22 protein-coding genes and 2 riboswitches are annotated in these 24270 nt (G+C 68.6%); of the genes, 17 read left to right on the plus strand and 5 right to left on the minus strand.

Going from position 1 to position 24270, the window contains the following annotated elements:
- Positions 1-74: 74 nt before the first annotated feature.
- Positions 75-614, plus strand: a complete 540-nt coding sequence (locus FB473_RS06890) for a P-loop NTPase family protein (protein WP_167165880.1) — start codon at positions 75-77, stop codon at positions 612-614.
- On the opposite strand, the gene FB473_RS06895 is transcribed toward FB473_RS06890, so the two are convergent.
- On the minus strand, positions 611-3259 hold the full coding sequence (locus FB473_RS06895) for a DEAD/DEAH box helicase (RefSeq protein ID WP_167165882.1): 2649 nt from the start codon (positions 3257-3259) through the stop codon (positions 611-613). The two genes, FB473_RS06890 and FB473_RS06895, sit on opposite strands and share 4 nt — an antisense overlap.
- 228 nt (positions 3260-3487) lie before the next feature.
- Here FB473_RS06895 and FB473_RS06900 point away from each other — a divergent pair, with 228 nt between their 5' ends.
- On the plus strand, positions 3488-4336 hold the full coding sequence (locus tag FB473_RS06900; protein ID WP_167165884.1) for a siderophore-interacting protein: 849 nt from the start codon (positions 3488-3490) through the stop codon (positions 4334-4336).
- 64 nt (positions 4337-4400) lie between these two features.
- Here the strand turns inward: FB473_RS06900 and FB473_RS06905 are convergent, their stop codons facing one another.
- Positions 4401-5201, minus strand: coding sequence for a siderophore-interacting protein (locus tag FB473_RS06905; protein WP_341770062.1), 801 nt, complete (start codon positions 5199-5201; stop codon positions 4401-4403).
- Positions 5202-5269: 68 nt separating this feature from the next.
- Here FB473_RS06905 and FB473_RS18225 point away from each other — a divergent pair, with 68 nt between their 5' ends.
- From FB473_RS18225 to metW, 12 genes are all read left to right on the plus strand, one after another.
- Positions 5270-5401 (plus strand): hypothetical protein, encoded by a 132-nt coding sequence (locus tag FB473_RS18225; RefSeq protein WP_279588568.1) that lies wholly within the window; start codon positions 5270-5272, stop codon positions 5399-5401.
- 98 nt (positions 5402-5499) lie between these two features.
- A riboswitch (TPP riboswitch) is annotated at positions 5500-5607 on the plus strand.
- 42 nt (positions 5608-5649) lie between these two features.
- Positions 5650-6801, plus strand: coding sequence for a phosphotransferase enzyme family protein (locus FB473_RS06910; protein ID WP_167165886.1), 1152 nt, complete (start codon positions 5650-5652; stop codon positions 6799-6801).
- Positions 6802-6890: 89 nt separating this feature from the next.
- Positions 6891-7949 (plus strand): ABC transporter substrate-binding protein, encoded by a 1059-nt coding sequence (locus FB473_RS06915; protein WP_167165888.1) that lies wholly within the window; start codon positions 6891-6893, stop codon positions 7947-7949.
- A 19-nt stretch (positions 7950-7968) separates the two neighbouring features.
- Positions 7969-9609, plus strand: a complete 1641-nt coding sequence (locus FB473_RS06920; protein ID WP_167165890.1) for an ATP-binding cassette domain-containing protein — start codon at positions 7969-7971, stop codon at positions 9607-9609.
- Positions 9609-10526, plus strand: coding sequence for an ABC transporter substrate-binding protein (locus tag FB473_RS06925; protein WP_167165892.1), 918 nt, complete (start codon positions 9609-9611; stop codon positions 10524-10526). Before FB473_RS06920 ends, FB473_RS06925 begins: the two co-directional genes overlap by 1 nt.
- Before the next feature lie 99 nt (positions 10527-10625).
- Complete coding sequence (locus tag FB473_RS06930; protein WP_167165894.1) at positions 10626-12065, plus strand: L-serine ammonia-lyase; 1440 nt, start codon at positions 10626-10628, stop codon at positions 12063-12065.
- A gap of 206 nt (positions 12066-12271) precedes the next feature.
- Entirely contained in the window at positions 12272-13174 is a 903-nt protein-coding gene (locus FB473_RS06935) for a fructose bisphosphate aldolase (RefSeq protein ID WP_167165896.1), read from the plus strand.
- Positions 13175-13354: 180 nt separating this feature from the next.
- Positions 13355-14887, plus strand: a complete 1533-nt coding sequence (locus FB473_RS06940; RefSeq protein ID WP_167165898.1) for an MFS transporter — start codon at positions 13355-13357, stop codon at positions 14885-14887.
- Between the two features lie 16 nt (positions 14888-14903).
- A riboswitch (FMN riboswitch) is annotated at positions 14904-15036 on the plus strand.
- Between the two features lie 90 nt (positions 15037-15126).
- Positions 15127-15948 (plus strand): ABC transporter permease, encoded by an 822-nt coding sequence (locus FB473_RS18230; RefSeq protein ID WP_167165900.1) that lies wholly within the window; start codon positions 15127-15129, stop codon positions 15946-15948.
- A complete protein-coding gene (locus FB473_RS06950; protein WP_167165902.1) occupies positions 15945-16946 on the plus strand; it encodes an ABC transporter substrate-binding protein in 1002 nt (333 codons plus the stop codon). The genes FB473_RS18230 and FB473_RS06950 overlap by 4 nt, the downstream gene beginning before the upstream one ends.
- A 184-nt stretch (positions 16947-17130) precedes the next feature.
- On the plus strand, positions 17131-18288 hold the full coding sequence (metX, locus tag FB473_RS06955; RefSeq protein WP_167165904.1) for a homoserine O-acetyltransferase MetX: 1158 nt from the start codon (positions 17131-17133) through the stop codon (positions 18286-18288).
- Entirely contained in the window at positions 18285-18944 is a 660-nt protein-coding gene (gene metW / locus FB473_RS06960) for a methionine biosynthesis protein MetW (RefSeq protein ID WP_167165906.1), read from the plus strand. Before metX ends, metW begins: the two co-directional genes overlap by 4 nt.
- Before the next feature lie 288 nt (positions 18945-19232).
- Here metW and FB473_RS06965 read toward each other — a convergent pair whose 3' ends face one another.
- Both FB473_RS06965 and FB473_RS06970 read right to left on the minus strand, forming a co-directional pair.
- Positions 19233-19682, minus strand: a complete 450-nt coding sequence (locus FB473_RS06965; protein WP_167165908.1) for an HNH endonuclease — start codon at positions 19680-19682, stop codon at positions 19233-19235.
- A gap of 242 nt (positions 19683-19924) precedes the next feature.
- A complete protein-coding gene (locus tag FB473_RS06970) occupies positions 19925-20857 on the minus strand; it encodes a 5'-3' exonuclease H3TH domain-containing protein (protein WP_167165910.1) in 933 nt (310 codons plus the stop codon).
- A gap of 35 nt (positions 20858-20892) precedes the next feature.
- Between FB473_RS06970 and FB473_RS06975 the strand changes: the two genes are divergently transcribed.
- From FB473_RS06975 to FB473_RS06985, 3 genes are read left to right on the plus strand one after another with little or no spacing between them, the layout of a single operon-like run.
- Positions 20893-21333 (plus strand): Lrp/AsnC family transcriptional regulator, encoded by a 441-nt coding sequence (locus FB473_RS06975; RefSeq protein WP_167165912.1) that lies wholly within the window; start codon positions 20893-20895, stop codon positions 21331-21333.
- Between the two features lie 53 nt (positions 21334-21386).
- Entirely contained in the window at positions 21387-22952 is a 1566-nt protein-coding gene (gene lnt / locus FB473_RS06980; protein WP_167165914.1) for an apolipoprotein N-acyltransferase, read from the plus strand.
- A gap of 11 nt (positions 22953-22963) precedes the next feature.
- Positions 22964-23761: a polyprenol monophosphomannose synthase gene (locus FB473_RS06985; protein ID WP_167165916.1), complete on the plus strand. Its 798-nt coding sequence runs from the start codon at positions 22964-22966 to the stop codon at positions 23759-23761.
- Between the two features lie 67 nt (positions 23762-23828).
- On the opposite strand, the gene FB473_RS06990 is transcribed toward FB473_RS06985, so the two are convergent.
- Entirely contained in the window at positions 23829-24167 is a 339-nt protein-coding gene (locus FB473_RS06990; RefSeq protein WP_167165918.1) for an RNA polymerase-binding protein RbpA, read from the minus strand.
- Positions 24168-24270: the final 103 nt, after the last annotated feature.

Below are 24270 nucleotides of genomic sequence, written 5' to 3' on the forward strand. Positions count from 1 at the left end.
GGTGTCGGCGGCGATGTTCCGCCGACGGATGCAGGCCAGGGAACCCTAACCACGCCCTGTGACACACTCACCGGGTGAGAACACACATCCACGTCGTCGGCGCCTCGGGCTCGGGGACGACCACCATCGGCGCGCGTGTGGCGTCCCAACTTGGCTTCGAGCACCTCGACACCGACGACTACTTCTGGGTGGACACTCCCGAACCCTTCACGGTGACCCGACCGCTCGCGGACCGGCTCCGGTTGCTGGGTGGCGCGTTGGCCGCCGGCGAGGCATGGGTGCTCAGCGGCTCGATCACCGGCTGGGGCGAATCTCTCGCCTCCAGATTCGACCTCGTCATTCGGCTGGAGGCTCCCGACAGCCTGCGACTCACCCGGCTGCGGGATCGCGAGTACGCCCGGTACGGCGACCGCGCGCTGCCGGGCGGCGACCACTTCGAGGACACGGAGGACTTCCTCACGTGGGCTGCCGCCTACGAGTCGGGCACGCGGGAAGGACGCAGCCGCCCCGTGCACGAGGCCTGGCTCGACACGTTGACATGCCCGGTCGTGCGGATCGTCAACCTCGATCTCGACGAGAGCGTCGCCGGCGTCGTGCGCGCGATCGGCAGTTAGGCGCCGACGCCTTGCTGCGGCCGGGAGAACAACCGTTCCCGCTCCGCGGCGACCACCTCGCGTGCGAGTTGCGCCTCCGAGATGTCGAACGCCTCGGGAGCGCTGTCGGCCACCTCGCTGACGCGGGCAAAATCGTCGAACAGCGACGTCTTTCGGGCGAGGATCTCGGTCACGCGCTCGTCGACGCACTGCTCGGACAGCAGCCGGTGCACCTGGACGGCTTCGAGCTGGCCCATGCGCCGTGCCCTGGCGATCGCCTGCCATTCCGTGGTGGGTTTGAGCTGCGGCTCGCAGATCACGACCACGGACGCTGCCTGGATGTTCAGCCCGACCCCACCGGCGATGATCTGTGCGACGAGGACGGCACCCGCGCCCGCCTGAGAGAACTGATCCACGATGTCTTGTCGTGCGTTCGCGGGAACCGACCCGGTGATCGGGCCGAACACCTGTCCGGGAAGCAGCCGGGCGACCTGCCCGAGCACGGCGCGGAAGTTCGAGAAGACGATGACCCGGCGTCCGTTCTCTCCGGCCTCGTGGACGACCTCGATGAGGCGGAGGATCTTCTCGGATCGACGTCCCTGCAGCATCGCGGCTTGTCGCATCGCCATGAAGTTTCCCTCACCGACCGCTGACCGATAGGCGATCATGTCGTCGGGCGACAGAGGGAGCCATTCGTCCACTTCGACGAGTTCGGGAAGCTCGGTCAGCACGTCCTCCTGATTACGGCGCAGGTAGACGGGTGCGACACGCTTGCGAAAACGCCGGGCCGACAGCGAATCGGCATCCGCGGCCAGCTCGGGTCGTACATATCCCACGAGGGCGGCGAACTCGTCGGCGCGGTTCTCCAGCGGCGTTCCGGTCAACAGGAGTGCCCGCTCGGATCTGGCCAGCACGTCCGCACAACGCTGGGCTCGTTTCGTGGCCGGGTTCTTGATGTAGTGCGCCTCGTCGATGACGACACAGTCCAGGTCACCCGCCTCCTGCAGGTGCGACTTGAACCAGGGGAGGGTCTCGAACGTGGTGACCCCGACGCCGCCGGTCCGCAGCCAACTGCTGGCTGCCACCGCCCTTTCGTCGCCGTGGAGGCGGTGGGGGATCAGGTCGGTCTTCGAGCCGATCTCCCGGATCCAGTTGGTGACGACCGCCGCAGGACAGATCACGACGAAACGCTGTTCACCTCGCGAGCGAAGGTGGGCGAGCACGGCGAGGGCTTCGATGGTCTTCCCGAGCCCCATCTCGTCGCCGATGATCACCTTGCGCTGGACGAGAGCGAACCGGGCGCCGAAGCTCTGGTAGCCACGCAGTGTTCCCACCTTGAGATGAGTGGTCTCCAACGTGAGCGCCCGGATCGCCTCGACTATCTCAGCCGGTAGGTCACCATGGACCTTCTGCTCGTCCTCGGTGTTGAAGCCCAGTTCGGCCAACAGGCCGAAATAGTCGGCGGGGCGGGCCAGGAAGTCCTCCCAGGGATCACGCTGCCGCGTCGGTGCGCTGGCGCGGGCGACCTGCCTCGCGAGGCGGACGACCGCCCGGATGTCGGCCCGCAACTCGTCGGCCCCGAGATCCGACGTGGGGTAGACGACAACGCTCTCCGTCGGGTTGGCGGCCACCTGAGAGAGCCGAGTCAGCTCCTCGGCGCGCGCGAGGTCGTCCGGCGCATTGGTGATCGACCGCGCCGCTTCCCACAACGCGAGACGCCGGAGCAACTCGGTGCACTCGGGGCCGCGTCGGTGCAGGTCGATGCGCACCGGTGTCTCGTCGAAGGTCGTCTGCCACAACGTGCGGGCAGCGCCGACCATGCGCGCGGCCGTGACCTCACCGACGCCCGGGAGGCCGGTGATGCGGGGGCCGGCGTCCAGTACCCGTCTCACGGTGGTCAGTCCGGCGTCCTCGAGGGCCCCGATACGCAGTGCCTCGCGGGTGACCTCTTTCAGCCGGTCCACCGGCATCTCCGCCACGAGCCTGTCGGCCTCGGCCCGGCGCGCTGCGTCGCCCGCCTCGTGCGCGGCGGCTCCGAGCCGTTTCTCGTCGCGCAGAGCACCCTGGACGGTCTCGACGGCTCCGGGAAGGTCGATGAGGGTGAGGCCCGACAGCACCGTCGGCCGACGACCCGACCGGGACAGCGGCGGAGTGGTCGCGAGATGGGATATCAATCCCTTGAGGTCGGACGACGGCGCGTAAGGCTGGGGACGCAGGCGTTCGAGGGTGCCCGTGAGATCGGTCATCCGTCCCCACGCCTGGTACGCGGCCAGGAACTCCGCCGCCGACGCAGCCCTGGCACGGCGAGCGCGGCCGGAGACCAGGCGCCGTAGACCCAGCAACGCACCGGCGTCCCGGAGAGCCTGGGGCACCTGCGCACGGAGCTGGCGGACGTCGTCGGCATCGGCGCTCGACATGATGGGCAGAAGGGATGCGCGTTCCAGGTCGTTCAGCGCCGGGCCGGACCCGCAGGGGACGGCAAGCACACGCCAGGCGGTCCGCCCATCGCGTCCCACGTCGACCATGCCGCGCCGCAAACCGGACAGCGCACCTGAGGCGGCCGCCTCGATGCGCTCGCGCGCGGACAGGATCATCTCGGCCTGAGCGGCCCATCCCGCGATTTCGTCCATCGTGGCCTGGAGTTGAAAACGGTCGTCGCGGTTCATGATCCTGTTTTGTCGGTGGGTTTGTGCGAACACTACCAACACGGTGCGACCAGTCGCGTCTGCGTGTGACACAGTTCCTTCAAATTTTGCCCACGAGCGTAGCGACTAGGAAATATGTCTGCCCGGCGAGGCAATCAGACTGATTTCGAGGAACTCTGTCACGGCGAAGCGTCCCCACGAGCCGCGGGGACGGGCCAGACCGGTCGACACGAGTGGCAATCTGGGCTCATGAGTGCGACAGTTCCCGAGGACGGCGGAACCGCGGACGACGCGCTCCCCGTGCGGGGGCGTCTCGTCACGATCGTCTCGGTCGAACCGCGATCCTCCGCACTCGTGAGAATCTACGGAACCGTGTCCGGTCGCGACGTCCTCGACGAGTGGGCGTCCGCGAACATGACGATTCGGCTCGTCTTCCCCGCGTCGGCCCCTGGTTCGCACAACACGGACGACGGCCGGCCCCCGGACCGCGGGACCGGGCCGGTGTTCCCCTCGCGCGTCTTCACCATCGCGGACGTCGATCCCGGCAGCCGTCTCGTCGCGATCGATGTGGTGAAGCATCGCGAACCCTCGCCGGTCATGGCCTGGCTCAACCAGGTGCGTCCCGGCGACGTTCTCGGCGCGGCCGACCCGCGCCAGCACCGCCTGCCGGGGGTGGGAAGCCCGAGGATCCTGCTGGCCGACTCGTCGGCGCTGGCCGCCGTGTTCAGTATCCTGACCAGGCTCCCGGTGCCGGGGGCGACGTCTGTCATCGCCGCCGCACCCACCGACGAGGTCGATCTGTTCGCGGACGCGCTGAAGGAACGGATCGGCGATGTGGTGCCGCGTGACCTGTGTGTGGTCAGGGTGCCGATGATCGGAGACATGCCGCTGTCGGACGCTTTCGCGGGCCTGGCTGTGCCCTGTTCGGCGTCGGTGTGGGCGGCCGGCGAGCACGAGGACGTGCAGGCGGTGGGACGCAGATGCCGCGATGAGTTCGGCCTGCCTCCCGAGAGCATTCAGGTCTCGGGCTATTGGCGACGCGACCGCGACAGAGGCGTGCGGCCGGGCGTCCGGCACCGGCCGCATCGCGGTGGGTGAGTGGGCTCATGAACGCGATGAAGATGCCCGTGGGTTCGTCTCCTGGGCTCGTCCCGCAGCGGTCTCAGGCGTCCTGTGCGGGAGCCGTCGTCCCCATCGCGCGTCCCTGGTTCCAGTACGCCTGGGCGTGCAATCGGGGCTTGGTGAACCCGAACTCGTCACGCAGTCGTTTGCGCACATGCCTGAGCGACCCCGACTCACATGCCGCCCACGCATGCCAACCCCACCAGTCGCGTTCCTCCAGCGCCTCTGCCAGCGAGGTCTCGTCGTCCCGGGCCGTCCAGTGCAGCCGGAGGCTCGGATGCTCGACGAGGGGGATGGTCAGGTCGTCGTCGGTGTGCCTTTCGAGATACAACTCCACGGGGACGTCGGCCGGCACCGTGTGAAGGACGGTGTTGATCGCGGGGATGGACGCCGAGTCGCCGATGAGCAGGTATCCCTTCGGCAGCTCGTCGGGCAGGTCGAACCGGGACGAGCCCAGCGAGGTCACCGACAGCGCCATGCCCGGCCGGGCCTTCGTGGCCCACGACGACGCAGGACCGGCCGGTTCGTGCACGACGAAGTCGACCGCGAAGTCCCCGGTCTGTTCGTCGGCCTCGCTGAAGGTGTAGGCGCGCTGGTACTCGGCCGAGCCGCCGTGCGGGTCGGGGAACCACATGCGCAGCCAGGCCGTGGGGGCCGCCTCGACCTTCTCGAAGAGCGTGGGGGCGGTCATCCGGACGCGGACCACGTGTGGTGCGAGCGACTCGATGCCGGTCACCGTCGCCTTGTGGTCTCGGGCGCCGAAGACTCGCAGCACGGCTCCTTGGAATCCTCGTCCCATGGGAAGCTCCCTCGTCTGGTAGGTCCGCCTCGGATCGAACACGGAACAACTCTGACTTAGGGTTACCTAACTCAATCCGTTTCGTCAACCCTTCGGCGCCGGGGAAGCTCATGCGCGACATCGCACGCTGCTCCGCCCTGCCGATCGGGGCGTTCGCCCCAGAGGCCGCGCCGGTACTCGTCGCGGGGCTGCTGGCTCTCGCTGTGGCGGTGTTGGTGATCGATTCCGCCCGGGGCACCTGACCCGGGGCTCGGCGACGTCGCGTCGCAACGGGCTGCATCGTGCTCGCCCGGCCCGGGTCGGTGGGCGGGTGGGGCGTCCCCGTGACCGCATGCTACTGTGACGACAGCACGGGAGCCCCGGGAAGGGGCTGAGAGGGAGGTAGCTCCTCCGACCGGTGAACCTGATCTGGGTAATGCCAGCGAAGGGACGCAGATTCTCGCCATTTCCGATCCCGCGCATGCATGTGCGACCTGGGGATGGGAAGGCGATGTCTGCGCTCGACGACGGCGGGGAGGCCGAGGGCCTCGGACACGATCCGCAGCTGGACGTGGTGGCACCCGTCTGGCCGCGGTTGACGGTCGTGGAGGCCGACCGTGTGCTGGGGATGCTCGCGTCACCGCAACGGGCTACGCGGATCGTCTTCCACAGCAACCGGCCGACTGCCGCAGCCGCGCTGGTCGAGACTCCCTCGGGGCGTGTGTTCGTCAAGCGCTACGCCCCCGCGAGCATCGAGGTCGGCCAACTGGAGGCGACCCACGGTTTCGTGGACCATCTGGTGTCGCATGGGTTCCCCACGCCGCCGTTCCTGCGCTTCGCCGACGGGACGACGGCGTTTCGGACGGCGCAGGGTCTCTACGAGGTCTCGGCCGCCGCCCACGGTGAGGACCGTTACCGACAGGCCCACTCGTGGACGCCTCCGCGGCGGCCGGACGAGGCCCGCTCGTTCGGTGCGGCGTGCGCGCGGCTCGCGCTGGCGTCCGAGGGCTTCGACGCGCCCGCCCCGGCGCCGTCCGCCTTCCAGTCGCGGTGCGGGCTGTTCATGGCCGACCCGATCGACCGCTTGACGCAGTGGCTGGACGAGCGCCCGGCAGTGCGTGCGTACCTTTCCGAGACCGGCAAGGACCTCGCCACGGATGCCAGGATGCACGCGGACTATTCGTCACGGTTGGGCAGGTGGATCCCGGAGCTGGGGGCGAACTGGACGCACGGCGACCTCCACGTCTCGAACGCCATGTGGGAAGGCGACGAGGTACGCGAGGTCATCGACTTCGGGCTGGCCGATCGGGCTTTCGCCCTGTACGACCTCGCGGTCGCGATCGAGCGCAACGGGATCTGCTGGCTCGACATCATGAACGGCCACCACGACGCCTATCGCACCGACGTCATCGACGCCCTGATCGCGGGCTACGAGGGCGTACGTCCGCTTCACGAGGCGGAACGGGCCGCGCTGCCCGACCTCATGGCCGTGGTGCAGTCGGAGGCCGCTCTCAACTGGATCACCTATCAGTACGGGGTGCTGCACGATCTCGACTCCTGCGAGTGGAGCTATCGCGTGTTCTTCCAGGCCCACACGGCCTGGTTCGGCACCCGGGCGGGACGCGGATTCACGGCCTGGCTACGAGGCCGGCTCGGACGATGAGCGGTGCGAGCGATGAACAACCGGGGCGGGACGCGATCGGGCGTCCCCGAACACGGACGGTGGATGACCACCGAGGAGGGTCCAACCAGATGAAGAGGACGAAGAGGAACGGGGCTCGCCGGGTGGGTTCGGCGCTGATCGCGACGCTGCTTGCCGGAAGCCTGATCGGGTGTTCGAGTGGTGAACCGGCCACCGATGGATCACCGAATGCCTCGGGCGACCAGGCCGACGCGGTCAGCATCGTGCTCGACTGGACGCCCAACACGAACCACAGCGGAATCTTCGTGGCCGAGAAGCTGGGCTACTACGCCGACGCCGGCATCGAGCTGACCGTGCTTCCGTACTCCCAGGCCGGCGTGGAGAGCGTGCTCGCCTCCGGCGGGGCCGACTTCGGCATCTCCGGTGCCTCGTCGGTGACGCAGGCTGCCGCGCAGGGCGAGGACCTGCAGATGGTGCTGAACATCCAGCAGAAGTCGTCGGCGGGTATCGCCTACCGGGCGGACGACTCCCGCATCAGCCGGCCGAGCGACCTGGACGGGAAGCTCTTCGCCTCGTGGGGGGCCGCCGAGACCATCGCGGGCGTCAAGCAGATGATCGTCAACGACGGTGGCACCGGTGAGTTCGACGAGGTGACGCTCGGCACCAGCGCCTATCAGGCGGTCTACACCGGTGCAGCCGACTTCGCCCAGGGCCTGAGCACGTGGGAGGGCATCGAGGCCGAGCTGGCCGGTACCCCCGTCGACTTCTTCTTCCCCGGCGACTACGGCGTGACCGTGACCCCCGCCGAGATCGGCATTTCCGCCAGCAGGTCGTACCTCGCCGACAACCAGGACGTGGCACGGCGGTTCGTCCAAGCGACCCAGAAGGGCTACGAGTACGCCATGGACCATCCCGACGAGGCAGCCGACATCCTCGTCGAGGCGAATCCCGACGCCACCGTCGACCCCGAACTGGCCGGCAGGAGCCAGGAGATGCTCACCGACTACTGGCGGGACGCGCAGGGCGGCGTCGGCACCGCGGACGTCGAGGCGTGGCAGGAGTTCGTCGACTACCTGGCGTCCAGCGGGCTCCTCGTGGACGCCGAAGGCAAGCCGCTCGCCACCGCACCCCAGGTGGACGACCTGGTCACCAACGACTACCTCGCCTGAGACCGGGACCGGAGTTCACATGAGCGACGATCGGCGACCACGCCGGCCGGGACCCTCGACCGGCGCCAGGGCGCAGTGGCCCGGTGGCGCCCTGGCGGCCGTGGTGCTTCTGGGGGTCGTGATCGTGTGGCAGTTGGTCGTCACCGTCTTCGAGGTGAGACCTCGCGTCCTGCCGTCGCCCACGCGCATCGTCACCGCCGCGATGGCCGACCTGCCGAAACTGGGCAGGGCCGTGGGCGTCACCGCCACCGAAGCACTCACCGGCCTCGTGCTGGGCACGGTGATCGGCGTGGCGGTCGCCTACTGCCTGTTCGCCTCGTCGGTGCTCGAAAGAGCCCTGTATCCGGTGCTGGTGCTGTCGCAGGCGGTCCCGCTGATCGCGGTCGCGCCTCTGGTGATCATCTGGTTCGGCTTCGAGATGGGCTCGAAGGCCCTTGTCGTGGCCCTGTATGCGGTCTTCCCGGTCGCCGTGGCGCTCCTGCGGGGACTGAAACGGGTACCGCCGGCGCAGATCAGCGCCACGCGCACGCTGGGCGCCTCCAGGATGTGGATCCTGCTCAGCGTGCGCACCCCCCATGCGGCGACCCATTTCTTCTCCGGCCTGCGCATAGCCGCCACTTACGCGCCGGCGACGGCGGCGACTGCCGAGTTCCTCGGTGCTCGTGCGGGGTTGGGCGTCTACCTGCTCTCCGCGCAGGCGTCCTTCCGGACCGATCTCGTGTTCGCGGCCGCCGTCGCCCTGACCGCGCTCACCCTGCTGCTGTTCGGCGTCGTCGCGGCGCTGGAATGGCTGAGTGCGCCACGGCGCTTCCGGCGTGCGTCAGCACCATCACCACCCGGGGAGCCCGCGGAGCACCCCGCGACCCCGGCTCCCGCGGTTCGCACCGAGCGTCTGGCCCGCGACTTCGTCGCCGGGCGGACGCGGGTGGCCGCGCTGGACGGGGTGTCGCTCGAGATCGGCAGCGGCGAGTTCGTCGCGGTGGTGGGCCCCAGTGGGTGCGGGAAGACGACCCTGCTCAACATTCTTGCCGGTCTCGACGAACCGACCGCCGGACGAGTCCTCGTCGACGGCCGCCCGGTGCCGTCCCTGCTGGGTGTGGCCGCCTACATGCCCCAGCAGGACTCGTTGCTGCCATGGCGCACGGCAGCGGGCAACGTGGCGGTGGCCGCCGAACTATCCGGGAGGTCACGCCGATCGGCCGATGACGCGGCACGCCGGTCGCTGACCGACTTCGGCCTCGGCGAGTTCACCGAGGCGCTGCCCGAGGAACTGTCGGGTGGCATGCGCAGCCGGGTCGCCTTCATCCGCACGGCTGCCACCCACCGTGGGCTGCTGTTGCTGGACGAGCCGTTCGCGGCGCTCGACTCGATCACCCGCAGCACCCTGCAGACGTGGCTGTCGGCCGCATCGGTCGGCCGCACGAGCGTGCTGGTCACCCACGACATCGGCGAGGCGGTCTTCCTCGCCGACACGGTGGTCGTGCTGTCACCCCGACCGGGCCAGGTGGTCGGCACGGTCACTGTGGGATTCGAGCGCCCACGGTCTCCCGCGTTGCGACGCGACGAACGCTACTTCCGGCTGTGTGCCGAAGTCTCGTCCCTGTTGGCGCTTCCCGCCGGCACGGACACGAACACTCCGATGGAAAGGACGAACATCTGATGGCCCTCACACGCATGAGGCTCGAATACGTGCATCCCTGGCCGAACCACGCGGGGCTCTTCCTGGCCCGGCACGCGGGTGCCTTCGCCCGTCGTGGCCTCGACGTCGACCTGATATCCGACGGCGTCGACCGTGGGGACGCGGCCCGCCTGCTCACACGAGGGGAGTACGACATCGCGTCCATCCGGCTGGGGCAGGTGCTGGAGTCCCGGCTGACGAGCACCCCGCTGGTCGCGGTGGCCACCCTCAACCAGAGCCAGCTCGGTGGGCTCATCACCACGTCCGCGACCGGGATCCGCAGATTCCGCGACCTGGAGGGCCGGACGGTCGCCATCCCGCCGGCGAACCGTCTCGTCAAGGCCCTCGACGAGGCCGTGACCGCCGACGGTGGTGACTTCGCCGCCGTGACCGTCGCCGACCCGGGGATCTGGGAACCGGACATCCGCTCGGTGGAGCAGGGCAAGTTCGACGCGATCGTCAATGTCAAGGCATGGGAGCCGTATCAGGGGGTCAGCGCACCCGAGGACGTCGTCGTGATCACCTTCGATTCGGTGGGGGTCGCCCCGCACCATTCGTACTTCGTCACGGTGCGCGAGGAACTGCTCGACCGTAATCCCGAGTTCGTGCGCCTGTTCCTGGCCGCGGCCGACGAAGGCTACCACTCGGCGCTGGACGACGAGGACGCCGCGGTTCAGGCGATGTCGGTTCCGCTATGCCACATCGACCCCGACGTGTTGCGGGCATCGCTGCGGGCGATCCGCGGCTCCTGGCTCGCCGCCGACGGCAGGTGGGGGACGATCCGGCCCGACCTGGTCGAGGGCTACACCGCGTGGATGAAGGCCGGCGACTTCTTCGACGCCCCCGTCGGCTCGACCACAGGAGCCTTCACGAACGACTTCCTGCCGCCGGCCGTGTGAGCCTTCCCGGTCGGCATGGCTAGCATGGCTGGCGAGACGGGGACGACGACGTGACCGCGTCGCCGCCTCGTCCGCGGGTCGAAAGGTCGGGCCATGCCGATGGCAGCACGGGTTGGTGTGACGACGCTGTTCCAGGTGGGAATCGGGCCGTCCAGTTCCCACACGGTCGGGCCGATGAGAGCCGCCGCGTCGTTCGCCGAGCTGATCGGGCAGGGGCTCGCCGCCGGGGCGCCCGACCGGTCGGCCGGTGATCTCGGTCTCCGGGTGGACGTCTACGGCTCGCTGGCGGCGACCGGACGCGGCCACGGCACGTTCGGGGCGATACTCCTGGGCTTGGAGGGATACCGCCCCGATGCCGTGTCAGCGAGCGAGGTCTCTGCAGAGCTCCGGCGCATCGAGGACGAAGGCCTGCTCCGCGTCCGGGTCGGCGACGGCGTCCGGCTGGTGCCGATGCGTCAACGAGACCTCGTCTGCCATCCGCTCACCCTGCTCCCGTACCACCCGAACGGCCTGCACTTCGCGGCCGAGTGCGCGGGCAGGATCGTGGCGGACCGCTACTACTTCTCCGTGGGCGGAGGGTTCGTCCGCGAGTTCGCCACACCCGAGGGTGAGGACGACCGGACCGACACGGACGAGGGCGAGGACTCCTTCTCGTCGTCCTCGGAGCTTCTCGCCCTGTGCCATGAGCGCGAATGCCCCGTCTCGGAGACGATGCTGGCCGAGGAGCTTCGGTACTGCGGCCGCGAGGCGATCTACGCCCACCTCGACGCCGTGGCCCAGGTGATGCTCGACTGCATCGACGCCGGGTTCCACTCCAGGGGTCTGCTCCCCGGTGCGCTGAAGGTACGCCGCCGGGCGGGCGACCTGTACGACGACCTGCGGCGCCACGACAGTACGGGGGCCGAGGCGATGACGAGACTGACGGCCCAGGCGAGCGACTGGGTGACAGCGGCAGCGATGGCCGTCAACGAACAGAACGCGGCGGGGGAGCGCATCGTGACCGCCCCGACCAACGGGGCGGCCGGAATCGTCCCCGCGGTGCTCTACTACGCGTTGCGGTTCGCGCCCGGGCTCGATCGCGCGGAGTCCGACACGCGCAGGGAGGGGATCCGGCGGTATCTGCTCGCGGCGGCCGCCGTCGGATCCCTGTGCAAACGGCGAGCGTCCATCTCCGGAGCCGAGGTCGGCTGCCAGGGTGAGGTGGGCACCGCCGCGGCGATGGCGGCGGCCGGCCTCGCCGAGCTGCTGGGCGGCACACCCGGGCAGGTAGAGAACGCGGCCGAGATAGCGATCGAGCATCATCTCGGCCTCACCTGCGACCCGGTCGCGGGCCTGGTGCAGATTCCCTGCATCGAGCGCAACGGCATCGGCGCGAACACCGCGATCGTGGCCGCTCGCACCGCGGTGTGGGGGAATGGCAGCCATCGCGTCTCGCTCGACGAGGCTGTCGAGACGATGCGCCAGACCGGGCTGGACATGAGCACCCGATACAAGGAGACCGCCCTGGGTGGCCTGGCGGTGAACGTCGCGGACTGCTGATTGCAGGGGCGTGTACCTCGGTTCACAAGGGTCGGAAACCGCCGGTGAGGACGGCGCCGGCAGTCGTGCGCGGACGGCAGGCGAGCCGTGTCGGCCGACCGGCGTCACCGGTTTTCGCCGGTCTACCAGAAAAGCCCCTTTGGGCTTGTCGCGACGCCCACAAAGTGGGGTCGACACGACTAGGGTCGGAGGAAAAGGAGGTTCGGATGAACAACGAATCCGCGCGCGCGGACCAGGCCGAGCGCATGCATCATGGCTTGGGGTTCATCGCAGCACTGGACCAGAGCGGGGGGAGCACTCCGAAAGCGCTGAGGCTCTACGGGATCGGCGAGGACGCGTACGGCACCGAGGAGGAGATGTTCGACCTCGTGCACGCGATGCGCACCCGCATCATGACGGCGCCGTCCTTCACCGGCGACCGAATATTGGCTGCCATCTTGTTCGAGAAGACGATGGACCGGCAGGTCGACGCCCTCGATACGGCCGACTACCTGTGGAATCGCAAGCACGTCGTCCCGATCCTCAAGGTCGACAAGGGACTGGCCGCCGAGGCCGACGGCGTGCGGCTGATGAAACCCATGCCGCGGTTGGACGACCTGCTCGACCGGGCGGTCGCCAAAGGCATCTTCGGCACGAAGATGCGCTCGTTCGTCTCCTCGGCCGATGATCGCGGAATCGTCGCCAACGTCGCCCAGCAGTTCGAGATCGCGAACCGGATCCTGGCGAAGGGGCTGGTGCCGATCGTCGAGCCGGAGGTGGACATCCACGCGCCCGACAAGGCGGACGCCGAGAAGATCCTGAAGCGGGAGATCACCCGTCATCTGGACGAGGTGCCGCAGGGCAAGCAGGTGATGCTCAAGCTGTCGATTCCGAGCGTGGCCGATTTCTACGCGGAGACGATCGCGCATCCACGGGTCATGCGGGTCGTGGCGCTTTCGGGCGGCTACACCCGCGACGAGGCGAACACGTTGCTGGCCCGGAATCACGGGATGATCGCCAGCTTCTCCCGCGCACTCACCCAGGGGCTCACGGTCGACATGTCGGACGAGCAGTTCGACGCCGAACTCGCAGCGTCCATCGACTCCATCTACCAGGCCTCGATCACCTGAGGCCGACAGTGCGGGTCACCGACGGGCGGCTTCGCGAGCGGGGATGTCCGTCGTCCGGTGCAGGGAGCAACCCTGAGCCGCGCCTGAGGTGACCCGCATGCCGGGCTCGGCGAGTGGAGCCGGTCGGCGCGCGGACGCTAGCCTCGAACCATGACCGCACGAAGGTTCAACTAGAAGACCATGCCAGCGGTCTCCGTCATCTCTCGATCCCGCTCCCACCGACGGCGGTGGTGGGCACTGGGTGTCTTGTCGCTCGGCCTGTTCATGGCGAGCCTCGACAACACGATCCTCAACGTCGCGCTGCCCACGCTCGCGTTCGATCTGAGCGCATCCACCGACGAACTGCAATGGACGGTGGACGCGTACCAGGTGACCTATGCGGGCCTGCTGCTGGTCGCGGGATCCCTGGTGGACCGGTGGGGCAAGTCGCGCACCTTCCTCGTGGGGACGCTGCTGTTCGGCGCGTTCTCCCTCATGGCGGGCCTGGTGAGCACCACGGGCCTGCTCATCGGTGCGCGTGCACTCATGGGGGTGGGGGCTGCCCTCCTGGCGCCGTCCACCCTGGCGCTCGTCTCACGCCTGTTCGTGAACCCTCACGAGCGAACCGTCGCCTTCGCTTTGTGGTCGGGTGCGAACGGGGCAGGTGGAGCGGTCGGCCCGCTGCTGTCAGGAGTGCTGCTGGAGCACTTCAGGTGGGGCGCGATCTTCCTCATCAACGTGCCCGTCGCACTCGTCATCGTCGTCGGCGGCCTGGTCGTGCTGCCCCACGGGCAGCCCAGGAAGACCGGTGCCGGCATCGACTCACCGGGCGCCGCACTGTCGATCCTGGCCCTCGCACTGCTGTGCTGGTCGGTCATCTCCGCGCCCGGGCTGGGCGTGTTCTCCCCGCTGGTGGTTGCGGCCTTCCTCGGTGGCGCGGTGCTGATGGTCGTGTTCGTCGTCCGCGAGTCGCAGACGCAGCACCCGATCCTGCGGCTGGGGCTGTTCCGCAACCGCCGCTTCTCGGTCGCCGTGGCCGTCTCCGGGTTGGTCACGGCGGGCGGGGCCGGGGCGCTGTTCGTCCTGACCCAGTACCTCCAGTTCTCGCTGAACTACAGCCCGCTGGAGACCGGCGTACGCATCCTGCCCGTTGCCGCGGCCATGTTCGGCGGCGCGATGGCCGCGCCCCACCTGATGCAGCACATCCTCCTGAAGCGGACGGTGCTGGTTGGCCTCGGCTCGGTGGTCGCGGGCTTCGGATGGCTGTCGGCCACGACCACGCAGACCACCTTCACCCAGTTGCTGCCCGGGGCCCTGCTGTTCGGTCTGGGCGCCGGGCTGCTCGTCCCCGCCGCGACCCAGGCGGTCATGGACTCTCTTCCCCCGGATGCCAGCGGGGTCGGGTCGGCCACCAACACCGCCCTCATGCAGGTGGGAAGCGCGCTCGGCGTGGCCGTGATCGGGGCTTTGTTGTCGGCGCGGTATCGCGACGTCGTCGAGTCCAGCGACGTGTTCGGCCAACTCGGGCAATGGCAGCACGACGTGCTCCAATCGATGGCCGCCGCCATCAAGGCGATCCCCAACCTGCCCGCGGACGTCGGCTCGCGGCTGGACGGCGTCGTGCAGTCCGCGTTCATCGAGGGCATGCGGCTGAGCCTGATGGCGAGCACGCTGGCCGTGTTCCTCGCTCTGGTGGCGGTCGCCGTTCTCTACCCTCGTGACCGGCGCGTATAGTGAGGCGAGCAAGAACGTACGTGCCCGGGGTCGGTGAAAATCCGAACCGGCGGTGACAGTCCGCGACCCGCACCGGTGAGAATCGGCTGCGGTGGAACCGGTGGAATTCCGGTACCGACGGTGAGAGTCCGGATGGGAGGAGCACGTCGCGTCCGAGCGTCTCGTCGCGGGCCGCGTCCGCGATCGGGCGTCGTTCGGTTGCGTGCACCCCGGGACTGACCGGGAGGAAGCCGCAGCCGATGGGTCTCCATCATCGTCGTGCTCCATGGAGTGTGCGCGTCGCGGCCCCCGTCCTGCTCGCGCTCGTCGTGCTCGTCGCGTGGTGGATTCTGGCGAGGTCGGGCGGTATCCCGCGCACGCTGTTGCCCGCGCCGGGCTCGGTGGTCGAACGCTTGGCGGGTGACCTGTCACAGGGACGGATGGTGACACCGACACTGGTCACACTGTGGGAGGCCGCGCTGGGGTGCCTGCTGGCCGCCGCGGTCGCGCTGCCCATCGCCTACCTCATCGCCCACAACCATGTCGCCGAGGCGGCCTTGTCGCCCTATCTCGCGGCGTCCCAGGCCATCCCCGCGGTGGCTCTCGCGCCCCTCCTGGTGCTCTGGGTGGGATACGGGACGCTGCCGGTCGTCCTCCTGTGCTCGGTCATGGTGTTCTTCCCCGTGGTCCTGTCGACGGTGCTGGGGCTTCGTAGCATCGACCGCGACGTCATCGACGCGGCACGGGTCGACGGGGCCGGGCGGACGCAACTGGCCCGCTGGCTGGAGTGGCCGCTTGCCCTCCCGGCCACCCTGACCGGCCTGCGCAACGGGTTCACTCTGTCGATCACGGGGGCCGTGGTCGGCGAGCTCGTCATGGGAGGCAGCGGTCTGGGGCAGAGGCTCGCGGTGCAGTCGCAGTCCAACGACACCGTGGGGCTCTTCGCGACCCTGGTCGTCCTCAGCGTTCTTGCCATCGTCATCTATCTGACCATGAGCGGCGTGGAATGGCTGGCCGATCCGTTGGCCTCCCGCCCGCACTGGCGCGCCCTGTTCCGTATCGAGAAGGAGAAACAACTATGAAACTGTCCCGTCGCGCCTTCCTGGGGGTCGCCGCGGCAGCCGGGTTGGTCGCCTGCGCGCCGAACAACGGGGGCTCGTCGGCGTCCTCGTCGTCCGGCGGCGGCACGGCGCTCACCCTCGGGCTCACCTACGTGCCCGACATCCAGTTCGCCCCGGTCTACGTCGCGCACAAGCAGGGCTGGTATGCCGAGGCCGGGCTCGACGTGACGCTGCGCCACCACGGGGCCAACGAGCAGCTCCTGGGTGCGCTGCAGACCGGCGACGAGGACGTGGTCTACGCGGGCGGCGGCGAGATGCTGCAGGCTCGGGGCGAGGGCATCCCGGTGGTCGACTTCGCCACGCTCTACCAGCAGTACCCGGTGGCGGTCATCGTCCCGGATGCCTCACCGGTGCGGTCCCTGTCCGACCTGCGCGGGCACAGCATCGGGCTGCCGGGCGAATACGGCGAGAACTGGTATTGCCTGCTCGCGGTACTGGCGCAAGCAGGCCTCACCCGCGACGACCTCGACATCCAGTCCATCGGCTACACCCAGCACGCCGCCCTCACCGGTGGGAAGGTGGATTCGGTGGTCGGCTACGTCAACAACGACGTCGTCCGGTTCGGCGAGGCGGGGTTCGCGATCCGCACCCTTACCGTGGACGATCCGCCGCTGGTCAGCGTCGGGTTCGGAACTCTCGACGACACGCTGGCCGCCCGGCCCGACGACCTGAGGGCGTTGCTGGCCGGGACCGAGAAAGGCGCGTCCTTCTGCGCACAGAACCCTGCACAGGCGGTCGAGTTGTCGAGCGAGTACATCCCGACCCTCACCGACGACGACCAGAAGGCGGTGGCACAAGCCACCCTCACCGCAACCATGCCGCTCTACCAGAGCGACCGGTTCGGGCAGCAGGACGCGGGGCGCTGGGGTCGCATGGCGACGTTCTTCGCGTCCAACGGTCTGGTCAGCCAGGAGGTGCCGGCCGAGGAGGCGTTCTCGACCGTCATCACCGAGGGGTAGCGCCGAGACGCCCCGGTCGACGGGGCTCTTGGAGCAGGGTTGTTGACGGGTGTACCTTCAAGGGCGGCAGTTCCCTGTCCAGGGACGACTCAACGCTCACGACCGTCTCCAGCGATCCAGAAAGGCGACCGATGCCTGATTGTCCGCCGAGCAGGCCCGAGACCCCGATCCGCGACGCACGCTGATGCCGGAATTCGGGGACGGGCTCGGGGTGGTCGAGACCAGGAACGTCCAGCTGTTCGATGCGAAGAATCCCCTGGTGCTGACCAGCGGTGAGCAGCTGGACGAGGTCGTCGTCGCCTACGAGACCTATGGCACGCTCAACGCCGACCGCAGCAACGCGATCTACATCTGCCATGCGCTCACCGGCGACGCGCACGCCGCGGGCTGGCACCCGGGCGACCGGCGCCCCGGTTGGTGGGACACGATGATCGGCCCCGGCAAGGCCATCGACACCGACCACTGGTTCGTGGTGTGTTCGAACATGCTCGGCGGCTGTCAGGGGACGACGGGCCCGAGCTCGATCAACCCCGCCACGGACCAGCCCTGGGGACTCGACTTCCCCCTGCTCGACATGGCCGACTTCGTGACGGTGCACCGGGCCCTGTGCAGCCATCTCGGGGTCACCCGGTTGCACGCCGCCGTCGGCGGATCGCTCGGAGGCATGCAGGTGCTGAGGTGGGCCATCGACCACCCCGCGGACATGGACGACGCCGTGGTCGTCGCGGCCTCCAGCAGGCTGACGGCTCAGAACATCGCCTTCTCCGCCGTGGGACGCGAGGCGATCATGCTGGACGAGAACTTCCACGCCGGGCGGTTCGCCGAACTGGACACCAACCCCGACGTGGGGCTGGCGATCGCCCGGATGATGGCCCACATCACCTACAACTCGGAGGAGGGGTTCCAGGAGAAGTTCGGCCGCGACCTGCAGTACGGGCGCTCCTCGCGCGGGTTCGGAGTCGACTTCGCGGTCGAGGGATACCTCGAACACCAGGGGGAGGTCTTCCTGTCTCGGTTCGACGCCCTGTCCTACCTCTACCTCACACGCGTCATGGACTACTTCGATCCCTTCGCCGCCCCCGACGCACTCGACGCCCTGCGCAAGGATCCCGTCCGGTTCCTGGTGATCAGCTTCGACAGCGACTGGCGGTTCTCGACCGAGCACAGCCGGCGGATCGTCCGCCGCCTGGCAGCCGCCCATCTGCCCGTGAGCTTCCGCGACATCCGGGCGCCATGGGGACACGACTCGTTCCTCCTCACGATCGACTCGTATCTGGCAACGGTGAAGGCCTTCGTCGAGTCGGACCACGAGTTCCGGTACACCGCCTGGGAGCGCGAATGACCAACGACACGGCAGGGACGACGCTTCCGCCGGCGGGCCCGGCCCGTTCGGTGCACCTTCGCGAGGACCTTCGGGTGTTCGCACGCAACATTCCCGGGGGCTCGCGAGTGCTCGATCTCGGGTGTGGTGACGGTGAACTGCTCGACTGGCTGATCCGGCGCCGCAGCTGCACGGGCACGGGAGTCGAACGCGAACCCGGCGCGGTGATCGCCGCCATCGGTCGCGGTGTCCCGCTGATCGAACTCGACATCGAACACGAACTCGACCTGTTCGCGGACGACTCCTACGACGCGGTCGTGCTGAGCCGCACCCTGCAGGCGCTGCTCCGCCCCGACCTGGTGCTGTCGGCGATGCGCCGCATCGCCCCCCGCATCATCGTGTCGATGCCGAACTTCGGTCTCTGGCGGCACCGCCTGACGCTGCTCAGCGGTCACATGCCGCGCTCACGCGATCTGCCGTTCAGCTGGTACGCGACACCGAACCTGCACCACTCGACCCTGATCGACCTGGAGCCGCTCTTCGACGCGGCGGGGCTGGGCATCGTCAAGCGCGTGCCGCTGACGGCGTCGGGCAGGCCACGGGCGCTCGGTCAGGTAGGGGCGAACCTGCTCGCGAGTTCGGCGATCTACGTGCTGGAACGCGTCGGGGACGCCTGAGGGCGGCAACGGCGTTTCGACAGGCTCAACGAACGTTCTGGTGGGCTTGGTTCTTGTGGTCCCTGAACGGGCTTGGTTCTTGGGACCCCTGAGCTTGTCGAAGGGACGGTCGTTTCGACAAGCTCAACGGGCGTTTTGGTGGGCCTGGTTCTTGGGGTCCCTGAGCTTGTCGAAGGGACGGTCGTTTCGACAAGCTCAACGGGCGTTTTGGTGGGCCTGGTTCTTGGGGTCCCTGAGCTTGTCGAAGGGACGGTCGCTTCGACAGGCTCAACGTGCGTTTCGACAGGCTCAGGCAGCGGTCGACAGGAGTTGCCGACGAGTCGGGGCGAACGGTTGCCAGAGCAGCCGCATACCCGCCTCGTCCGGCGTGTGGTTGGCCTTGTGAGAATTGCACGTGTGGCAGCACGCGACGGTGTTGTGCCAGGTGTTCGTCCCGCCCCGGCTGCTGGGGACCACATGGTCGACGGTGTCGGCACGCTCGCCGCAGTAGGCGCAGCGCCAGGAGTCGCGGCGCAGAACGCCCCGTTTGGTCCACCCGGGCTCCTTGGCGTAGAGGAAACCCGTCTTCACGTAGCGGGTCAGACGCAGGGTGGTGGGAACGGGGAAGACACCGATCGTGCGACCGGGGCTCGCCTCCTCGACGATGGCCACCTCTCGGACCAGCATGCCGATGGCGTGCTTGACGCTCACCGTGTGGAGAGCGGTGTCGTCCGCATTCAGCACAAGTACGTTCGTCATGCTTCCTCCGTTTCCTCCGTGCAGCCGGAAACGAAAGACCGCCCGGCGCGCAGCGCAGAGCGGTCTAGAGTCGTGGCGGCATGAGGCGCCCAGTCATGGGCGGTAGTATCGCCGTCCCTGGCTTGGTCGCTGGGCGCATGGCCGTCCCTCCTCGCGGGTTCTTCTGCCGACACTCTAGACAGTCGACGAGCCCGAGCGCAGCATTGTTCGGCCAACAATCTGTTACGTGTCGATGAACGGGATCAGTCCGGACGCGGCAGTTCAGGCTCCCCGAGCGCTGCCAGCAGCCGACCCATCGGTCCCCGGACGCCGTACTCGGCGGCCAGCCTCGAACATCGGGCGAGGTCGGCGCGCCCTTGCCCGATGCCGGGGTCGAGGTCGGGCAGGGGAACCTCGGCCGTCGCCACCACCGGCCGGGCGGCCTGAAGGTAGTCGACCGATGCGGTGAGCCGCTTGCGCACCGAGGCGGTCATGGCCGACGAGGGGTTGAGCGCCGCCGCCAGGATCCCGTCCAGGTCGCCGTAGGCGGCCAGAAGCCCGGCAGCGGTCTTCTCGCCGATCCCCGTGACCCCGGGCAGGCCATCGGACGGATCACCGCGGAGCGTCGCGAAATCCGCGTACTGCCGCCCGAGCACCCCGTACTTCGCGAGGAGCCACGAATCGTCCACCAACTCGTTGTGGGCGACGCCGCGTCCCGCGTAGGCGACGCGTACATGGTCCCCGACCAACTGGAACAGATCGCGATCGCCGGTGACCACTATCACAGGCCGGCCCTGGGGCCCCCATCGGCGCGACAGGGTGCCCAGCACGTCGTCCGCCTCGAAACCCGGTGCCCCCACCACCCGCAGTCCGGTGGCCTCGAGGCATGCCCGGATCCACGGCACCTGGACGGCGAGCGCGTCGTCGACGATCTCGGTCTGGGGGCCCGACGGGCTGGACGCGACGCGATGCGCCTTGTAGCTGGCCACAAGGTCGACGCGCCACCGTGGGCGCCAGTCGTCGTCCCATGCGCAGACGAGCCCTCCGGGGTTGTACTGGACGATGAGCCGTGCGAGCATGTCGAGTAGGCCGTACACCGCGTTCACAGGGCGACCGCGAGGGTCCTGCAGGCTCGTCGGCACCCCGAAGTACGCTCTGAAGTAGAGCGACGCCGTATCCACGATAAGGGTGGGCACCAGGATCACCCTCCAAATGGTGCCACCATGGGCGCATGGAGCAAATGGACGAAGCCATCCTGGCACAGCTTTCACGAGACGGCCGAATGTCCTTCACCGATCTCGGAAAGACTGTGGGGTTGTCCACCTCAGCCACGCAGCAGCGTGTCCGGCGGTTGGAGCAGCGCGGGATCATCACCGGCTATCGCGCCGTGATCGATCCGACCCGGGTCGGGCGGACGCTGACGGCCTTCGTCGAGATCCAACCGTTGGGCACTGATCGCGACGACCGGGTACCCGAGTTCCTCGCCACCCTGCCCCAGGTCACGTCCTGCTACTCCGTGGCCGGCGATGCGAGCTATCTGTGTCTGGCCCAGGTGGGCACCACCGAGGAACTGGACGATCTGCTCAACCTCATTCGGCGAGAGCTGCCCGTCAACACGGTGACGACGGTCGTCCTGCGAACGCTGTTCCGGCACAGGCCACTGGTCGGATGAGCACCACGGCCATGACCCGGCATGCGCTGGGGGCTGAGGGTAGCCTCGATTGCGTGCCAGCACTGCCACCACGATGGAAGCAGCCAGCGGTGCTGCTCGCGGCACTCGCCGCCGGTTGGGTCATGGGCCTGTCGTTCGCGCCCGTCGGCTGGTGGCCGCTGGCCATCACCGGTGTGGCGAGTCTCGTATGGTTGTCAAGGCTTCCCAGCACGGGACGCGGCACCGGGCTGGTCGGGTATCTGTTCGGCATCGGCCTGTTCACTCCGACGGTGTCCTACGTGGCCGTCATGGGCTGGTGGGTCGGAGTGCTGATCGTCGCCGCCATGAGCCTGTGGACGCTCGGTCTGGCGGTGGCCAACCGGAGGGTGCAACGCCTGCGGGCCTGGCCTTTGTGGGTGGCTTGCACGTGGAGCCTCGCCGAGTTCTGCTGGTCGCGGTTCCCGTTCGGCGGCTTCGGATGGGACCGGCTCGCGTTCACCACCCCCGACCAGCCGATGGGCGGATACCTGCACCTCGTGGGCGCGGCCGGCACCGGGTTCCTCGTGGCGCTCGCCGGAGCCCTGCTCGCCGCGCTGGCACAGCCAGGGGCGCGTCGCGTACGTCGCGCCGGCCTGGCCGGTGGCATCGTGGCGATCCTGCTCGTCGGCGGGGTACTACGCCTCGTCCCGATACCCGAGACCGACGACGACCAGACCGTAGCGGTGGGCGTCGTCCAAGGGAACGTGGACGGCAGCGCCGGGCCCCGGACGATGGGCTATGCCCGCTCCGTGACGAACAATCACCTCAGTGAGACCATCACTCTGCTCGCGCGGGCCCGCACCGGGGTCGACCCGATGCCCGACGTCGTCCTGTGGCCGGAGAACTCGACCGACCTCGACCCCCGCTACGACGAGGACACCCGATGGGCCGTGGACACCGCGGCGAAACTGGCCGATCGCCCCATCCTCGTCGGTGCGGTGATGGAGGGGCCCGGCGAAGGGGAGCGTCAGACCAGCTCACTGTGGTGGGAGGCCGGTGAGGGAATCCAGGCCCGCTACGACAAGCAGAACGCGGTGCCGTTCGGTGAGTTCACGCCGCTCAAGTCGCTTGTGTTCGCGCTGGTGCCGATGGCCAGGGGCGTCGGCTCCCAGACCGTCGAAGGCGACGAGCCCGGCGCGATCGATGTGACCGTCGCAGGGCGCCAGGTCACCGTCGGGCCCATCATCTGCTACGAGCTCGCGTTCGACCAGACCGTCTACGAGACGACGACCAACGGCGCGCAACTCATCGCCGTTCAGTCCAACAACGCCACCTACACCGGAACCAACCAGCCGCTCCAGCAGTTCCAGATCACCCGTGTGCGGGCCATGGAGATGGGACGCGAGATCGTCGTCGCGACCACCAGCTCGTTCTCCGGCCTGATCGCCGCCGACGGCAGTGTGCTCGCCCGCAGCGAGGAGGCGACCGCGGCGGCACAGACGTTCGTCGTCTCCCTGAGCGACACCGTGACACCCGGGGTGCGTATCGGCCCGTGGTTCGAACTCGTAGCCGCACTGGCCGGACTGGTCACGGCGATCCTGGGGTGGCCGCGTCGTGCGGCCACCGAGGCGGCCGAGCCGGACTCCGGCGACAAGGGCTAGACTCCGGAGTCATGGCTGAACGCACCGAGCCACTGGACCGCGTCCTCGTGGTGACTCCGACGTACAACGAGGCCGACAACCTCGAGCCCATCGTCAAACGGCTGCGGGAGGCGGTGCCGAGCGCGCACTCGCTGATCGTGGACGACAACTCCCCGGACGGCACCGGCGAGATCGCCGACCGGCTGGCCGCAGCCGACCCGCAGGTGCACGTGCTGCACCGCAAGGGCAAGGAAGGCCTCGCGGCGGCTTACCTGGCGGGCTTCGCCTGGGGGCTCGACAACGACTACGACGTCCTGGTCGAGATGGACGCCGATGGGTCGCACCAACCCGAGATCCTGCCCGACCTGCTGGCGGCGCTCCGCGACCGGGACGCGGACATGGTGAAGGGCTCGCGCTGGATGCGGGGCGGGTCCACCGACCAGACCAAGGACCGCGAACTGCTGAGCCGGCTCGCGAACATCTGGATCCAGGTCGCCATGGACATCCCGGTCAGGGACACCACCGGCGGCTACAACGCCTTCCGTGCGTCCATCCTGCGGGCGACGGACCTCGATGACGTCGCCTCGAAGGGCTACACCTTCCAGGTGGACATGACGCGTCGTGTGATCGCCGCAGGCGGGAAAGTGACCGAAGTACCGATCTTCTTCCCCGACCGGACGGCGGGGGAGTCGAAGATGAGCGGCTCCATCATCGGCGAGGCGCTGCTGCGGACGGCCCGCTGGGGGGTCGAGAAGCGGTCCTCCCAGGTTCGTAACATCTGCGCCGCGGTGAAGGCAGGAATCAAGGCGGTCTCAGCCCCCGAGGCGTGAGCGAAACGAGTCGGGCCCGGGTCGGTTCTCACCGACCCGGGCCCGCTCGCCTTGCCCCCCAGCAGGTTCAGTAGTGGGGAGTACGCCGGACTTCCTCCAGCCGCTCCGCCAACAATTCCTCGAGTTCGGAGATCGAACGACGCTCCAGCAGCATGTCCCAGTGGGTGCGCGGAGGCTTCACATCCTTCTCCTCGGTCTTCGTCCCATCGCTTCGCACCGCGACCGAACCGCAACGCGGGCACTCCCACTCGGTGGGCAGGTCGGCCTCGACCGAGAACGTGATCTCGAAGTGATGACCCCTCTCGCAGTCGAAGCCCAGCACGCGCCGGGCAGCGAACTCCACGCCTTCCTCATCCTCGAAGCTCTTCGCCCCGAGCCCCATGCCCCGCAGAGCACGATCAGCCATGTCCCAGCCCCCTTCCTCGGATGCGCATTACAACAACAGCGCACCACAGAATCTTCCAGGGTGGGGGAGAAACACGCCACTCCCAGCATTCGCACAGTTCTGC

It is taken from the genome of Brooklawnia cerclae, from assembly GCF_011758645.1.
Lineage (GTDB): Bacteria > Actinomycetota > Actinomycetes > Propionibacteriales > Propionibacteriaceae > Brooklawnia > Brooklawnia cerclae.

Coding starts and splice junctions, on each gene's coding strand:
- FB473_RS06895 (WP_167165882.1), bottom strand. CDS start 3,259: ATGAACCGCGACGACCGTTTTCAACTCCAGGCCACGATGGACGAAATC.
- FB473_RS06900 (WP_167165884.1), top strand. CDS start 3,488: ATGAGTGCGACAGTTCCCGAGGACGGCGGAACCGCGGACGACGCGCTC.
- FB473_RS18225 (WP_279588568.1), top strand. CDS start 5,270: ATGCGCGACATCGCACGCTGCTCCGCCCTGCCGATCGGGGCGTTCGCC.
- FB473_RS06910 (WP_167165886.1), top strand. CDS start 5,650: ATGTCTGCGCTCGACGACGGCGGGGAGGCCGAGGGCCTCGGACACGAT.
- FB473_RS06915 (WP_167165888.1), top strand. CDS start 6,891: ATGAAGAGGACGAAGAGGAACGGGGCTCGCCGGGTGGGTTCGGCGCTG.
- FB473_RS06920 (WP_167165890.1), top strand. CDS start 7,969: ATGAGCGACGATCGGCGACCACGCCGGCCGGGACCCTCGACCGGCGCC.
- FB473_RS06925 (WP_167165892.1), top strand. CDS start 9,609: ATGGCCCTCACACGCATGAGGCTCGAATACGTGCATCCCTGGCCGAAC.
- FB473_RS06930 (WP_167165894.1), top strand. CDS start 10,626: ATGGCAGCACGGGTTGGTGTGACGACGCTGTTCCAGGTGGGAATCGGG.
- FB473_RS06935 (WP_167165896.1), top strand. CDS start 12,272: ATGAACAACGAATCCGCGCGCGCGGACCAGGCCGAGCGCATGCATCAT.
- FB473_RS06940 (WP_167165898.1), top strand. CDS start 13,355: ATGCCAGCGGTCTCCGTCATCTCTCGATCCCGCTCCCACCGACGGCGG.
- FB473_RS18230 (WP_167165900.1), top strand. CDS start 15,127: ATGGGTCTCCATCATCGTCGTGCTCCATGGAGTGTGCGCGTCGCGGCC.
- FB473_RS06950 (WP_167165902.1), top strand. CDS start 15,945: ATGAAACTGTCCCGTCGCGCCTTCCTGGGGGTCGCCGCGGCAGCCGGG.
- metX (WP_167165904.1), top strand. CDS start 17,131: ATGCCGGAATTCGGGGACGGGCTCGGGGTGGTCGAGACCAGGAACGTC.
- metW (WP_167165906.1), top strand. CDS start 18,285: ATGACCAACGACACGGCAGGGACGACGCTTCCGCCGGCGGGCCCGGCC.
- FB473_RS06965 (WP_167165908.1), bottom strand. CDS start 19,682: ATGACGAACGTACTTGTGCTGAATGCGGACGACACCGCTCTCCACACG.
- FB473_RS06975 (WP_167165912.1), top strand. CDS start 20,893: ATGGAGCAAATGGACGAAGCCATCCTGGCACAGCTTTCACGAGACGGC.
- FB473_RS06985 (WP_167165916.1), top strand. CDS start 22,964: ATGGCTGAACGCACCGAGCCACTGGACCGCGTCCTCGTGGTGACTCCG.
- FB473_RS06990 (WP_167165918.1), bottom strand. CDS start 24,167: ATGGCTGATCGTGCTCTGCGGGGCATGGGGCTCGGGGCGAAGAGCTTC.